This is a genomic window from Acinetobacter johnsonii (assembly GCF_048551975.1).
In the GTDB taxonomy this organism is placed as follows: Bacteria; Pseudomonadota; Gammaproteobacteria; order Pseudomonadales; family Moraxellaceae; genus Acinetobacter; species Acinetobacter johnsonii_A.
This window is the reverse complement of sequence record NZ_JBIMCF010000013.1, coordinates 16,631-31,866: the sequence shown is the minus strand read 5'-3', so window position 1 is coordinate 31,866 and position 15,236 is coordinate 16,631. Positions and strand designations below refer to the sequence as shown.

The following is a 15,236-nucleotide window of genomic DNA, read 5'->3' as shown; positions in this document are numbered from 1 at the left end:
CAATATATTGATTATACTGTTTATTTATTATTCTATTGATTAGTCCACGCGTTCGCCGTGTTGGCTCAAGTCTAGGCCCATACGTTCATCATCAGATTCAACCCGAATTCCAATCACCAGATCAATCACTTTTAAGATAATGAAGGTTAATACTGCAGAGTATGCAATCGTTGCCAATACCCCTTCAACTTGAACCCAAAGTTGATGCATCACATCACTTGGTACTTTGTCGCCCATGATGAAGTCGCTTGCAAAGAATGCCGTTAAGATTGCACCGACAATACCACCCACACCGTGTAAACCAAACGCATCTAAAGAGTCATCGGCTTTTAAAGCACGTTTCAATGCACTGATACCCCAAAAGCACACCACACCACCGATTAAACCCATCGCCAGTGCACCGCCGACAGTCACAAACCCTGCTGCTGGTGTAATCACTACCAGACCAGCAACCGCACCAGATGCAGCACCGAGTACTGAACCTTTACCACGTGCAACTTTTTCAGTAATTAACCAAGAGATTGCCGCTGCTGCTGCTGCTACTTGCGTCACAAGTAATGCATAACCTGCTGAGCCGTTTGCGCCCAATGCAGAACCACCATTGAAACCAAACCAACCGACCCAGAGTAGGCTTGCACCCACAACGGTTAATGCCAAGTTGTGTGGAGCCATTGATTCACGGCCTAAGCCCATACGTTTGCCGAGCATATATGCAGCAACCAAACCTGCTACACCGGAGTTGATGTGTACAACGGTACCGCCGGCAAAGTCGAGTGCACCATCATTTGCTAACCAACCACCGCCCCATACCCAGTGAGTAATTGGTGCATAAACTACGACTACCCAAATCGAGATGAAAGCGATAAATGCGCCGAATTTCATCCGTTCTGCAATTGAACCACTAATAATGGCAACCGTAATGATGGCAAAGGTCATTTGGAAAATAACGAATAGAACTTCAGGAACCGTCCCCGTTAACGCATCGGTAGTAATGCCTGTCAACATGAACTTATCTAAACCACCGATAAAGGCATTGCCTTCACCAAATGCTAAAGTATAGCCAATGATAACCCATGCAATACTCACCACTGCTGCAGCAACAAAGCTATGTGCCATAGTGCTTAAGACGTTTTTCTTACGAACCATACCGCCGTAAAATAACGCTAAACCTGGAATGGTCATTAATAAAACTAGTGCTGTGGAGACTAAAATCCACGCCGTATCACCTGTATCTAATGTTGGTTCTTCTTCTGCAGGTGCGGGTGCTTCTACTGGAGCAGCAGCGGCTTCAACCGCTTGTACCGCTGGAGCAGCCACATCCGTTGTTTCAACCACTGTGACTTGTTCTGATGAAGTTGGCGCTGTTGCTGCTTCTTCAGCCCAAGCAACAGAACCACCTAAAAGTGCGCCAGATAAGCTCAGCGCGAATAGCATTTTTTTCATTCGTATCCCCCAACCTAATTTGTGCGAGTTATGTGTTACTCAGCAAACTTCATGCCAAATTAAACGGCATCAGCACCTGTTTCACCTGTACGGATACGGATGACTTGCTCTAAATTTGTGACGAAAATTTTACCGTCGCCAATTTTTCCTGTACTAGCCACACGTGTGATTGACTCAATCACTGCATCGACCATTTCATCACTGATCGCGATTTCGATTTTTACTTTTGGTAAGAAATCAACAACATATTCAGCGCCACGATAAAGTTCAGTATGACCTTTTTGACGACCAAAGCCTTTGACTTCAGTCACGGTGATCCCTTGAACACCAATTTCAGACAGTGCTTCACGCACGTCATCCAATTTAAACGGTTTTACAATTGCAGTTACGAGCTTCATGTTTGTTTTCCTTCGGCTTATTTCACCAGTAAGGTTTTATGTTCAAATTTCATGCCAAAAATTCTTAGGTTGGGGGGGAAAGAAAGTCTGACATGAGTTTTCTTTATACCCTATTCTATACATTTAAATGCGTTTTGAGCTTCAAAATTCAGGTTTTTTAGTCGAAGATTTATGATTTTTTTTACAATCGATGAAATCATATTTCATCTGAAAGGCTATAGAGTCAGAAGCAGCAATGGTACACTGCTGTCACTTCTCCAACTTTTGGATATAGAAATGATTGAAACTTTATTACAAGCCATACTGGAACAAGTCGAACAACCTAAACAAGACTTAGAACATAATTTACGCGCACTGCTCAATGAAGTAGTCACTAAGATGGATTTGGTTTCCAAAGATGAAATTGAACGTCAACGTACTGCGCTGAATAATGCCAATTTGCGTTTAAATGACTTATTGAAACAAGTGGAAGCTTTAGAGTTACGTGTCCAGAACAAAAAATGAGCATCTGTTTGGTGCAATAAAAGACGCATAACGAATTAAAATAATGCACTATAATGGAACAAAAGATGTCTTTTGCCAAAATTTACACTCGAGCTTTGCTCGGTTTACACGCACCTTCGGTTGAAGTTGAAGTCCATCTGAGCCAAGGACTACCCTCTTTAACCATTGTGGGGCTTCCTGAAGCAGCTGTTCGGGAAAGCAAAGATCGGGTGCGCTCCGCCATTATCAATAGTGGTTTTCAGTTTCCGACCAAACGCCTCACCATCAACCTTGCACCCGCAGACCTGCCCAAAGACAGCTCACGACTGGATTTGCCTATTGCACTGGGTATTTTAATTGCCTCTGGTCAGCTCCCTGAGCAAGGAACTGAAAATTTTGAATTTATAGGTGAGTTGGCACTTGATGGGCAACTGCGACCAATTTCAGGTACTTTAAGTATTGCGATTGCCTGCCAGCAAGCTGGACATCAACTGATTTTACCTGAGGCCAATGCGCAAGAAGCCTCTCAATTGCCTAACTTCCAAGTGTTTGCAGCGCAACATTTAAAACAAGTCTGTGAGCATCTGTCGCAAAACCATCTCATCCAACAGTTTCAACCCACGGCGTTAAAAGCCTCTCAGCACTACAAATTTGATTTGGCCGATGTTAAAGGTCAACTGCGTCCGAGACGTGCCTTAGAGATTGCGGCGGCAGGTGGTCATTCTTTACTGTTTAAAGGACCGCCAGGGACAGGGAAAACCCTATTGGCTTCACGTTTAGCCAGTATTCTACCGCCCTTGAACACGCAAGAGAATTTGGAAGTGGCGAGTATTTACTCGGTGGCCAATCATCAACATCCTTTTGGGCAGCGGCCATTTCGTGCACCGCACCATACAGCTTCTGCAGTTGCCTTAGTCGGTGGCGGGTCACAACCCAAACCTGGTGAAATTACTTTGGCACATAAAGGTGTACTGTTTTTAGATGAACTACCAGAGTTTGACCGCAAGGTTTTAGAGGTTTTAAGACAGCCGATTGAAGCCAAAGAGATTGTGATTTCGCGTGCTTCACGGCAGATCACCTTTCCAGCCAATTTCCAACTGATTGCTGCAATGAATCCTTGTCCCTGTGGTTATGCTTTTAATCAAGATAGCCGTTGCCAGTGCTCAGCCGAGGCGATTAAACGCTACCAAAACCGTATTTCAGGGCCGTTACTGGATCGGATTGATTTACATATTGATGTACCACCCTTGCATGCTTCTGAATTGCAGGACACACAAGTCGTAGAAGACTCGGCAACTGTACGTGAGCGCGTGATTCAAGCTTATCAATGGCAAATGCAGCGCCAAGCTTGTCTCAATATGGCTTTATCACCCAAACAGCTCGAACAGTTCGCACCGCTAGATAGACAAGCTGCTTTAATCTTTGAAAAAGCACAACAGCGTTTAAATTTGTCTGCTCGGGGTTATCATCGGATTTTAAGGGTGGCCAGAACCATTGCAGATTTGGCACAGTCAGAGCACATCCAAACAGGACATTTGACCGAAGCTCTCTCCTACCGACAGCAAAATGCCTAAAAATCGCTAAATTCCACATAGAAAAACCCCTCTAATCCATAGGACTAGAGGGGTTTTAAAAATGCTAAAATTTAGAAAGTTTTAGTTAAGGTAAATACGGCACCTGTTTTTACACCACGTGCTGTCGCATGATCCAGATTATCAGTATCAATATTGCTTCCTACTGCTGCCAATTCTGCTGTTGCACCAGGAATGGACTGGAATGCATAGGTCACACCCACTTTCCAATCGACATAATTGTCATCATCACCAAATGAATATTTATCTTCATCACTCACCACCGTATAACCGACATTCGCGACACCGCCAAAGCCCGTTGAACCAAATGGAACTGCGTAACCTGCATTAATATTCCAGCTGTCTGTATCTGCTGCAGCATAGTCATTGGTATAGTTCAGATTGGTCAATAGGCTATCCCCTTCAGTGAAAACACTCGCAAAGGTTAATTTGCCATAAAACTCTAACCAGTTCAGATCATCTGCGCTTGGATAGCTGTAGTACAACATACCCACATCAAGCACTGGCTTGCTGGCAAAGCTTTCTAATGTTGTTGCAAAACCAATTGATGGATCGAGCTCTAAGCTCGGTGAACCTTCACCAAAATCAACATTTGAACCCCAAAGACCCAAATACAAGCCTGAGTCATGGGCCAAAGTAAATCCCGCTTGTACCGCTGGATCATTTTGGGTTTGAGTTAAACCACGGAAACGATAGTCGGTTGTTACAGCAGTACTTCCGCTAAAAGATAAACCAAACGGTAATGCTGGCTCTTCATCTGCGAAAGTGAATGTAGAAGCTGAAGCCACCACAGCTAAAGATAATGCTTTAAGTGCAAATTTCATTGTTTGATTCCCCCCACATCGTATCCGACGTTTTTTGATTATTTCGATAAACTCATGTAGGTAGTAGCAATAGCTATGCCACATTCAATTCAACATCAGATACACCTTTTAAAAAATTATTGTAAATAATTGTTTTTGTTAAAATTATATAAAATATAAGAAATTGAGCTCATCCTCAACTTGATCGTTAAACCTCTTCGCGGTGAATTGAAGCCAAGCTCATCAAACAAACATAATTGTTTACAATATGCGCTATTTTGAGACTCATCTTTGGAAGGTAGGTTTTTAAGTGCATAAAAAAAGTGCATCCCCAACCGATCAGGATGCACTTTTCATATCTACAGAATTTAGAAGTTGTAAGTTAAACCCAGCACCAGATAGTCTTCTAAATCCTCGCCCATACGGTTATGTACACCATAAATATAATCCGCAGACATCTCGATCCCTGTCTCTGCAAAGGGTCTACTCAGGCCTAAGCGAACTTCATTAACAGTAAAGTTCTTCTCTGTAGTGAGTATGGCATCATCATGCTGACGATAAATCGATGCACCAATTGAACTATTGAATTGAAAGTTTTGTGGAAGTGAATAATGATGTCCAAGGCTTAAATAGGTATCGCCTGCATTGGCATAGCTCACATCAGCTAAAGCCACCGTGACGCCTACATCAAAGTCTTTATAGCTCAGACTATTTACAAACTCTGCTCCAGTCGTACTTCGTCGTTCTGTGCGATCTTCACTATAGACCGAGCCGCCATCATTATATAAATAAGTCACAATATGTGAGCGATAGCTTACATCTGGACTGAGTGTGCCTGCATAACCTATATAAAAATCATGCTCAACACCGTGATCTTTGCTAATATCCGCGGCATCATAATTCAGTGTCGAACCCCAATAACCTGCATACAGACCCGATGCATGTTCATATTCAAGCCCTGCTTGCAGGGTCGGCTGGTCATTTTCAATACCGCCACGATAGATATACTTACTGAGCACAGCAAGGCTTCCACTGAGTCCACCTTCTGAGCTTTGTTGCTGTGGCTCACTTGCGTTGACCAACATACTGCCAGTAGAAAAAATTAAAAATAGTGCAATTTTATGTGAATTTTTATACATTTAAGTTCTCGAAATTTCTTTAGACATGAATCATTTACTGATCCCATACCCATAAATTTTAAAGCTATTTTTAACAATGGGTCAATTTTCCCTAGACAACTGCTGTGTAATTCATCGTTTACCAATCTAGCTATGCATGATTTTAAGCTGATTCCAAAATTCCAGAAATAGTTAAACACTTTGATTCATAGGCTAAAAAACTTCGCAGCCTATATATTATATTCTGCAATACATAGCAAAAAAGTGAATGAAGGAGAGAAAAATAATTCAATGTTTATAAAGACTTATTCTAGTCAACCAAATATTTTAACTAAAATTAAAATATTTCAAACAGATCACTTACAAAAAAATTCATTACTTTAGTTGAATATGTTAAATAAAAATGACAATTTTTCAGCGATTACTTATACAATTGCTGTTCTCTTTCCATCCAATTTGTATAAGGTTCGCTCCCCAATGCAAAACACAAAAAAATTAGCATTAGCAGTTTTAGTACAAACTGCACTTATATCAACAGCTTTTGCGAGTGAGCAAAGTGAATCTAAAGGTTTCGTTGAAGACGCTGAAGGATCAGTGTTATTCCGTACTGGTTATTTAAGTCGCGACAAGAAAAATGGTGAAGCTGACACAAGTTCTGCCGCTCAATCTGCAATGGTTAAAATCGAATCTGGTTACACTCAAGGCATCGTTGGTTTTGGTGTAGGCGTGATTGGTGATGGTTCATTCAAACTGGGCAAAAATAACCATGCTGGCAACCAAATGATTCCATTACATAACGATGGTGATAAAGATGCCAATGGCCATGTAGATGCTTATGATCATTGGGGTCGTGGTGGTGGCATTGTCAAAGCACGTATTTCAAATACAGAAGTCCGTTATGGAACTCAAGTACTTGATCTACCTGTGCTTGCAAGTAATACAGCACGTATGGTTCCTGAATACTTTGAAGGTGTATTAGCAACAAGCCGTGAAATTAACGGCTTAGAATTAACAGCAGGTAAATTCACGAAAAACCAATATTCAGACCAAATCAAAAGTGATGGTAATGAATTAGATCGCGCTGTGGTTTGGGGTGCGAAATACAAGTTTAATGATCAAATCAATGCATCTTACTATGGCTTAGACAGCAAAAATGCACTTGAGCGTCATTACATCAATACAAACTATGTACACCCACTAGCTAATAACAGCACCTTAACTTTTGACTTTAGTGGTTACCACACTGAGTGGGATAAAGAAGCTGATACTTCGTATTCTACTGCAACTAATGATGATGATCGTTCTAACAACATTTGGGCTATTTCTGGTGCTTATAATCAAGGCGCTCACAATGTCATGCTTGCTTACCAACAAAATACTGGTAATACAGGCTATGCATATGGTTGGAATGCTGACGGTGGTCAAAGTATCTACTTACCAAACTCATATTTATCTGATTTTGTAGGTAATCATGAAAAATCTGCTCAAGTTCAATATAGCTTAGATTTCAATGAATACGGTATTCCTGGTTTAAGTTGGACAACTGCATTTGTCTATGGTTGGGATATTAAAACCTCAACTAAAAATGATGCACAAGAACGTGAATTCTTTAACCAAGTGAAATATACCGTTCAATCTGGTTTTGCTAAAGATGCAAGCTTACGTGTTCGTCACTCTTACTATCGTGCTGATGATGCCTATAATACAGATTATATGGCTGACACGAACGAATGGCGTATTTGGTTAGATATCCCTGTAAAATTCTTCTAATTTGAAGACTTTTTCAGATATCTAAAAAAAACCTGCACATTGTGCAGGTTTTTTTATGGGTTGAACTTTACAAAATAAAGTTCAACCTCAATCCTTGAAAGGATTATTTTGCTGCTTCAATTGCTTTAAGCACTTCTTGCTTAGCAACTTCAGAACCTTCCCAACCAGTTAATTTAACCCACTTTCCTGGCTCTAAGTCTTTATAGTGCGCGAAGAAGTGTTCAACTTGTTGAATCAATAAAGGTGGAAGATCGGTATATTCTTTCACGTCTTTATAAATTGGCGTTAACTTGTCATGTGGAACTGCGATCAATTTCGCATCGATACCACCGTCATCTTCCATGTTCAATTTACCCACAGGACGGCAACGAATTACTGAACCTGGTTCAACTGGATGCGGCGTTACAACAAGAACATCTAATGGATCACCATCTTCAGACAAAGTGTTTGGTACATAACCATAGTTCGCTGGGTAGAACATTGCTGTACCCATGAAACGATCTACAAAAAGTGCATCCGAATCTTTATCAATTTCATATTTGATTGGTGCTGCATTTGCAGGAATTTCGATGATCACGTAGATATCGTTCGGTGCATCTTTACCCGCAGGAATATTGCTGTAGCTCATAACATCACTCTTTAACAAGTTAAATCTTTTAAAAACCGCATCGATTATAACGGTTTTTGAGAAAAAAATATTTCTGCGATTATACATCCACTGGGTGAAAATATGTATGTTTCGCACTTAGCCCATCGTCAGTCGAATGACCAACAATAATAAACAAATTGGGCAAAGCAGTGACAACAGCCAAACGATCGATCGAAGCGTCGACCAGTTGGCCAAATAGCAAATCCCATACACCACACGAAAGACAAGATAGGCAATACCAAACGTCATGGTGATCACTTGCGGAATCACCATATATTCAGCCATTAAGATAGCGGCAATAAATAACGGTAAACTCTCAAAGCTATTTTGCTGTGCCGCATTGGCACGTGCTGCCAGACCAGTCGTATTGGCGAGAAATTCACGCGGATGTTGATTATCTTTGGCGCGAAATCCTGCTGTTTTTTTAGCAATGATTGTAAATACGTAAGGCAGTAAACAAGCAATTAAAATGAGATAAATAATCCCGCTAATGCTTTGCATTGGTTTTTTCTCATCAAGATCATTTCGACGGCTATCATAGCATGGCATTCCGAGGATAAATTTGGTTAAATTATAGTGTTTTTATAATTTCTCGATGAGACTCCAGCATGGCTAGCCCTGATCAAAAAGAAATGTTCGACGTGCTCGAAATTCAGCGTCAACATCAACGCCAAGTGGATCGTGTTTTAAAGATTGTGCTTCCCGTTACGGCTTTTTTATTGGCGGTCATTTGTGCCAATATGAATATTGGTTCGACTCTTGGCACACTGGTCATGCTGATCATTGCATTTTGGATGGTCGGGATTAAACGTCAAAATCTATGGACTTGGTTGCTTGCAGTAGCGGTCTATTGTCTGATCGATAATATACTGAGTTTTGGTAGTTTTGCTTTCCCAGCCTTTAGTCGTCAGTGCGGTACGATGCTGACCTTTGTTGGCATCTTGGGCATTGGCCGTCCCTATATTGATCGGTGGTTAATGAAAAATTAAATGCGAACATGAAAAAAAGCGCCTGACGGCGCTTTTTTTATTTGAACTTAAGCTGTTTTACGTAAATCTTTACGTAGGATTTTACCTACGTTTGATTTTGGCAATTCATCCAAAAATTCAACATAACGCGGACGTTTGTAACCCGTTAAGTTCTCTTTCGCAAAGGCCAAGACTTCTTCTGTAGTTAAAGATGGATCTTTCTTCACCACAAACAGTTTTGGTACTTCACCTGATTTTTCATCAGGTACACCAATGGCAGCGACTTCCAATACTTTAGGATGCTTTGAAACCACTTCTTCAATTTCTGAAGGGTAAACGTTAAATCCTGACACCAAAATCATGTCTTTCTTACGGTCTACAATTTTCACATAGCCGCGAGGGTCCATGACACCAATGTCACCCGTACGGAAGAAACCGTCTTCAGTCATCACTTTAGCCGTTTCATCTGGACGGTTCCAATAGCCACGCATTACTTGTGGACCACGGATTGAAATCTCACCTTGTTCACCCAGTGCAACTTCCTTACCGTCATCATCCAAAATTGCAACTTCAGTTAATGGCAATGGAATACCAATCGTGCCACTGAACTCTTCTGACGCTGGCGGATTTGCCGTTGCCACAGGTGAAGTTTCAGATAGCCCGTAACCTTCAATGATGTTGGTTCCAGTAATTCGCTTCCACGCTTCTGCTGTAGAAGGAAGCACCGCCATACCACCGCCCATCGCCATTTTCAATTTGCTGTGGTCGAGTTGCTTAAACTCTTCATTGTTCACTAAAGCATTGAATAGTGTATTCACTGCTGGGAAGAATGACGGTTGGTATTTACGTAATTCTTTCATCACCGCAGGTAAATCACGCGGGTTTGGAATCAAAACGTTGGCTTGGCCTTTGTACATGCCGTACATCGCACACACCATGAACGCAAAAATATGATATAGCGGTAATGCACAGAAAATGCGGTCATTAGGTTGACCATCTTGTGCACCAAATTTACTTTGGAAAATACCGTCACACTGCAACATGTTCGCCACAAGGTTGCGATGCGTCAGTTCTGCACCTTTAGATACTCCTGTAGTGCCACCAGTATACTGAAGCACTGCTGTGTCACTTAATGTTAAGTTCGGGCGCTTATAATTGCTCGCGCTGACTTTCGACATCGCTGCGTTAAAGCGAATATGGCCAGGAATATTCCATGCTGGAATTTGCTTACGCACTGAACGTAATACAAAGTTCACCAGTGTGCCTTTTAATGCACCTAACATGTCACCTACAGAGGCAATCACAACATGTTTAACTGGCGTTTTACCATTAATCGCTTGATAAACAGAGGCAAAGTTTTCGATGATCACTAAAACTTCTGAGCCCGAGTCATTTAACTGATGTTCAAGTTCGCGCGCGGTATACAGTGGATTGACGTTAACCAGTACTAAACCTGCACGGAATACACCCAAAGCAACGATAGGATACTGAAGAACGTTCGGCATCATCACAGCAACACGCGAGCCTTTTGCTAGGCCCAGACTTTGTAAATACGTTGCAAATTTACGGCTTGCTTCCTCTAACTCACTAAAAGTGAGCACTTTATCCATAAAAATAAAAGCATCACGAGAGCCAAATTTTTGGAAATTTCGTTCAAAAACATCGACTAATGACGTGTTTTCTGGTGGCAATTCTACAGTTTCTGGAATCCCCGTTTTTTGGTATTCTGCGAACCAAATTTTTTCCATATCGCCCGATTCTCCTATCAGTAATCCTTAAATTTCAACTTTTGTTCTCAATATTAAGCGCTCTTTATTTAACTTGTGTTGCTTAATACTGCATCCATTTCCCGCATACATACCATATATAACGTATTTTGATCAATGGATGCTAGTTTTATCTCTGAACTAACAGTTTATTTGCTTTTTGATAACCACGTGGTAATAACTGCCCTTTTGATGCTCTTTTGCCTATGTATTTTTGTAAGTCATCACCCTTCAATTTTAATTGCTGCTGTCCTGCAACGACTTGCAGTATTTCATCTAGCGTTAATCTTGTCATGAATACAATTTGATCTTTCTCTTCAAGTTGTATCAATTTATTACCTTTACCTTTATTCAAAATAGGCAACTCTGACAACTCTAAAATCAGCAAACGACCCGCTGAGGTCAATAACACCAAATGGGTGGCCTGATCAACACTGATTAACGGCATAACTGTGGCTTTTTCAGGTAAAGTCAGGAAGGCTTTCCCTGCTTTTGCATTGGTATCTAACTGTTTTGCCTGTGTTTTAAACCCATATCCTTTACTACTTAGTGCTATGACTTCGGCTTCATCATCAGCAATGAAGACTTGTTTAAAACCAACACCACTGACTGGGGATAATTTTGAACTCAACGGTTCTCCCAGACCACGTGCGGACGGTAGGCTATTAATGGCTAGTGCATAACTACGTCCTGACTCATCCAGCACATACACGCGCTGATTCGATTTACCTTGTGCATGACTGAGGTATTGATCGCCTGCACGGAAGTTCAGGTTTTCGGCATCAACTTCATGACCTTTGGCTGAGCGAATCCACCCCGCTTCAGACAAGACCACGGTCACAGGATCAGCAGGCATGAAATCTTGCTCACTCATCGCCGTCGCTTCTGCACGATGTACGATTGGTGAACGACGGTCATCCCCGTATTTTTTCGCATCATCTTTGAGTTCATTGATGATCAAAGCTTTTAAAGATTCTGGATTAGCCAACTGTTCACGAATCAGTGCAGCTTTGGCTTCTAACTCTTCTTGCTCACGGCGCATTTCCATTTCTTCAAGTCGGGCCAAATGACGCAACTTGAGTTCTAAAATAGCTTCGGCCTGAATGTCATCAATATTAAAACGTGACATCAACTCCGCTTTTGGCTGTTCTTCTTCACGAATAATACGAATCACTTCATCAATATTTAAATAGGCAATAATCAAACCGCCCAAAATATGTAAGCGTTTTTCAATTTTATTCAGGTGATATTGCAGACGACGGGTGACTGTTTCCTTTCGAATTTCAATCCACTCCAGCAAAATACGACGAATCGATTTCACTTGTGGACGGCCATCCGCACCAATCATGTTCATATTCACCCGATAGCTCGACTCTAAATCGGTTGTTGCAAAAAGGTGACTCATCACCGCTTCAGCATCAATCCGATTTGAACGCAGTACGATTACCAAACGGGTTGGATTTTGATGATCCGATTCATCTCGTACATCGCTCACCAAAGGCAGTTTTTTCGCCTGCATTTGATCTGCAATTTGCGAAATAACTTTCGAGCCTGACACCTGATAAGGCAGGTCCGTGATCACAATTTCATTTTTTTCGATGCTATACACCGAACGCATACGGTAACTTCCCCGACCTGTGCTTTGTATTTTTAACAGCTCTTCAGGTGGCGTAATAATTTCTGCTTTGGTCGGCAAATCGGGTGCAGGAATATATTCTGCAACTTTTTCATCGCTTAAATTTGGATTGCGAATTAAGGCAATCGTGCCTTTCACGACTTCACGCAGGTTGTGCGGTGGAATGTCCGTAGCCATACCAACTGCAATGCCTGTGGTGCCATTTAACAATATATTCGGAATACGTGCAGGTAAAGTCACAGGCTCTTTCATCGAACCATCAAAGTTGTCCTGCCAGTCACAAGTCCCCTGTCCCAGTTCAGACAAAAGCACTTCACTATATTGAGATAATTTGGCCTCGGTATAACGCATCGCCGCGAATGATTTTGGATCATCGGGAGAACCCCAGTTACCCTGACCTTCAATAAACGGATAACGATAACTAAAAGGCTGCGCCATCAGCACCATCGCTTCATAGCAGGCCGAATCACCATGCGGGTGATACTTACCGAGCACATCGCCAACGGTACGCGCAGATTTTTTGGGCTTACCGCTGTGTTTCAGCCCCAATTCACTCATGGCATACACAATACGGCGTTGTACAGGTTTTAAACCATCGCTGATATGCGGTAAGGCACGATCCATGATCACGTACATGGCGTAATTGAGATATGCTTGTTCAGTAAATTCGGCTACGGAACGGTTTTCTGTCGCTTGATGCGCAAGGCTTGTCATAACAACCTGTCATCCTAATTAATCGTTTTTTGTTTAAGTTCTTATGCTATGTCGCAGGCTCTGCCTATACAAGTGAAAGCGTACACCACTACGACAAATTGCGTCTTTAGATATTCCTAGTGTCGTAAAATTATCCATTTTTTTTAAAATGAGCAACTAATTATTTTGAAGTTCAATTCCTGTGTTCATCTCTGCTCATCAAGGAAAATGGTTAAGCAACTTCAATCTTCTCAACTTAATCGATACGATCGACAAAAATCCGGTCATCCTCGTCCAAAATACGACACAACAAATTGGATAGATCACATCAATCAAGTCACAGCTATTTTAAATAGCCTCATCATGCACGGGGCTAACTTTTATCAAAATGCAACATTGATAGGCCACATTTCAGTCGAGCAGATTGCATTTTTTTTTTGCTGAGTTGGATCTAGTTATGGGCTATTTTCAAATCCATCATCTAGATTTTATGTTGAAGCGTATTGAAGACTGAGAGTCTCAGCACATCTGACGCTCAATCTTCAGCACGGACTAAATTACAGTCCAATTTCTTCCAATGTTTTGCCTTTGGTCTCTTCACCCAAAATCAAAATCACCGCCGCCACCGCAAGTAGTACTGCGGTAAACATTATAAAGATTGCACTAAAACCATTGCTCATGACCATCATATGCGTCACCACCATCGGTGCGACAATGCCGCCCATACGACCAATGGCCGATGCCCAGCCCGAACCAAAAGCCCGAATATTGGTTGGATATTGCTCTGGGGTATAGGTATACAACACCCCCCATGCACCGAGGTTAAAGAATGACATTAAGCAACCCCAGAACATGATCATGCTCACAGTGTCAGCCTGACCAAAGAAATACGCGGAAACTGCACACATGCCAATAAAACCAGCTAAGGTTGCTTTACGTCCAAGTTTTTCCACCAGCCATGCTGCGGCCACATAGCCTGGCAGCTGTGCCAAAATCATCACCAGGACATATTCAAAAGACTGAACAATGCTATACCCCTGCTTCACCAGCAAACTGGGTAACCATGTAAAAATGCCATAATAAGAGTACACAATGCCAAACCAAATCAGCCATAACATCAAGGTTCTACGTGCAAATGCACCCGACCAGAGCTGGGTAAAAGACACGGTCTTTTTTTCTGCCACTGGTTTAACGATGATATGTTCAAGGACTTCAACGCCACATTGACGTTCAATCTGCTGCACCAAAGCGTGCGCTTCTACAATTCGACCACGGTTGATAAGATAAGGAATTGACTCAGGCACTTTGAACCAAATGACAATGGCATACAGTGCAGGAATCCCGCCCATCAAAAAAGCCATGTGCCAGCCAAACTTTGGAATCACAAAATACGCCACTAAGGCAGCACAGAGCCAACCTAAGCCCCAAAAACTCTCTAGCAGAACAATAAAACGCCCACGTACCTGTGCAGGAATATACTCACTGACCAAGGTCACCGCTACTGGCAACTGTCCACCTAAGCCTAAACCCACAATAAAACGAAACACCAACAACCACGTTAAGTTCGGGGCAAAGGCACAGGCTGCCGTCGCTAAACTGTAAATCACTAGGGTCGCGGCAAAAACTGTTTTACGCCCAATACGATCGGCCAAGCCCCCTGAACACACTGCACCAATCGCCATTCCGACAAAGCCAATTGAAACCACCCAACCTTTATCGGTTGGGCTCATGTGCCAATCTTCGGCCATTTTTGCCAAAATAAAAGAAATCAGCCCCGTATCCATGGCATCGAACATCCAGCCCAAGCCAATGACCCACAACAAGGTGTAGTGAAATTTACCGATCGGTAAGCGTTGTATGCGAGAAACTAAATCCATAGCTCGGCCTCTAAAGCGGGAAAAAGATAGCGGGCTGCTT

General features: G+C 42.0%; 13 protein-coding genes. 4 read left to right on the top strand and 9 right to left on the bottom strand.

The features are described from left to right. Positions 1-39: 39 nt before the first annotated feature. Positions 40-1,443, bottom strand: a complete 1,404-nt coding sequence (locus ACG9ZB_RS10935) for an ammonium transporter (protein WP_419325779.1) — start codon at positions 1,441-1,443, stop codon at positions 40-42. A gap of 59 nt (positions 1,444-1,502) precedes the next feature. Next, a complete protein-coding gene (gene glnK / locus ACG9ZB_RS10930; protein ID WP_004281042.1) occupies positions 1,503-1,841 on the bottom strand; it encodes a P-II family nitrogen regulator in 339 nt (112 codons plus the stop codon). A 276-nt stretch (positions 1,842-2,117) separates the two neighbouring features. On the opposite strand from glnK, the gene ACG9ZB_RS10925 reads away from it, so the two are divergent. Together ACG9ZB_RS10925 and ACG9ZB_RS10920 are read left to right on the top strand one after the other, a co-directional pair. Further along, positions 2,118-2,345 (top strand): accessory factor UbiK family protein, encoded by a 228-nt coding sequence (locus tag ACG9ZB_RS10925; protein WP_419325777.1) that lies wholly within the window; start codon positions 2,118-2,120, stop codon positions 2,343-2,345. 65 nt (positions 2,346-2,410) lie between these two features. After that, on the top strand, positions 2,411-3,898 hold the full coding sequence (locus tag ACG9ZB_RS10920) for a YifB family Mg chelatase-like AAA ATPase (protein ID WP_419325776.1): 1,488 nt from the start codon (positions 2,411-2,413) through the stop codon (positions 3,896-3,898). A gap of 71 nt (positions 3,899-3,969) precedes the next feature. On the opposite strand, the gene ACG9ZB_RS10915 is transcribed toward ACG9ZB_RS10920, so the two are convergent. Together ACG9ZB_RS10915 and ACG9ZB_RS10910 are read right to left on the bottom strand one after the other, a co-directional pair. Continuing rightward, entirely contained in the window at positions 3,970-4,740 is a 771-nt protein-coding gene (locus tag ACG9ZB_RS10915; protein WP_419325774.1) for a TorF family putative porin, read from the bottom strand. A gap of 347 nt (positions 4,741-5,087) precedes the next feature. Beyond that, entirely contained in the window at positions 5,088-5,858 is a 771-nt protein-coding gene (locus ACG9ZB_RS10910) for a TorF family putative porin (RefSeq protein WP_419325772.1), read from the bottom strand. Between the two features lie 456 nt (positions 5,859-6,314). On the opposite strand from ACG9ZB_RS10910, the gene ACG9ZB_RS10905 reads away from it, so the two are divergent. Continuing rightward, complete coding sequence (locus ACG9ZB_RS10905) at positions 6,315-7,607, top strand: OprD family outer membrane porin (protein ID WP_419325770.1); 1,293 nt, start codon at positions 6,315-6,317, stop codon at positions 7,605-7,607. 103 nt (positions 7,608-7,710) lie between these two features. On the opposite strand, the gene ppa is transcribed toward ACG9ZB_RS10905, so the two are convergent. Further along, positions 7,711-8,235 carry an inorganic diphosphatase gene (ppa, locus tag ACG9ZB_RS10900; protein ID WP_004692877.1) on the bottom strand — a complete coding sequence of 175 codons (525 nt, stop codon included), beginning with the start codon at positions 8,233-8,235 and terminating at the stop codon, positions 7,711-7,713. A gap of 117 nt (positions 8,236-8,352) precedes the next feature. After that, positions 8,353-8,757: an MAPEG family protein gene (locus tag ACG9ZB_RS10895; RefSeq protein WP_104221762.1), complete on the bottom strand. Its 405-nt coding sequence runs from the start codon at positions 8,755-8,757 to the stop codon at positions 8,353-8,355. 107 nt (positions 8,758-8,864) lie between these two features. Here ACG9ZB_RS10895 and ACG9ZB_RS10890 point away from each other — a divergent pair, with 107 nt between their 5' ends. Further along, the gene (locus ACG9ZB_RS10890; protein ID WP_058868712.1) at positions 8,865-9,245 is read left to right on the top strand and encodes a hypothetical protein; all 381 of its coding nucleotides are present in this window, start codon (positions 8,865-8,867) and stop codon (positions 9,243-9,245) included. A gap of 47 nt (positions 9,246-9,292) precedes the next feature. On the opposite strand, the gene ACG9ZB_RS10885 is transcribed toward ACG9ZB_RS10890, so the two are convergent. From ACG9ZB_RS10885 to ACG9ZB_RS10875, 3 genes are all read right to left on the bottom strand, one after another. Next, positions 9,293-10,972, bottom strand: coding sequence for an AMP-binding protein (locus tag ACG9ZB_RS10885; RefSeq protein ID WP_419325768.1), 1,680 nt, complete (start codon positions 10,970-10,972; stop codon positions 9,293-9,295). 148 nt (positions 10,973-11,120) lie between these two features. Beyond that, on the bottom strand, positions 11,121-13,340 hold the full coding sequence (gene parC, locus ACG9ZB_RS10880) for a DNA topoisomerase IV subunit A (protein WP_419325766.1): 2,220 nt from the start codon (positions 13,338-13,340) through the stop codon (positions 11,121-11,123). 536 nt (positions 13,341-13,876) lie between these two features. Then, positions 13,877-15,196, bottom strand: a complete 1,320-nt coding sequence (locus ACG9ZB_RS10875) for an MFS transporter (RefSeq protein WP_419325764.1) — start codon at positions 15,194-15,196, stop codon at positions 13,877-13,879. Positions 15,197-15,236: the final 40 nt, after the last annotated feature.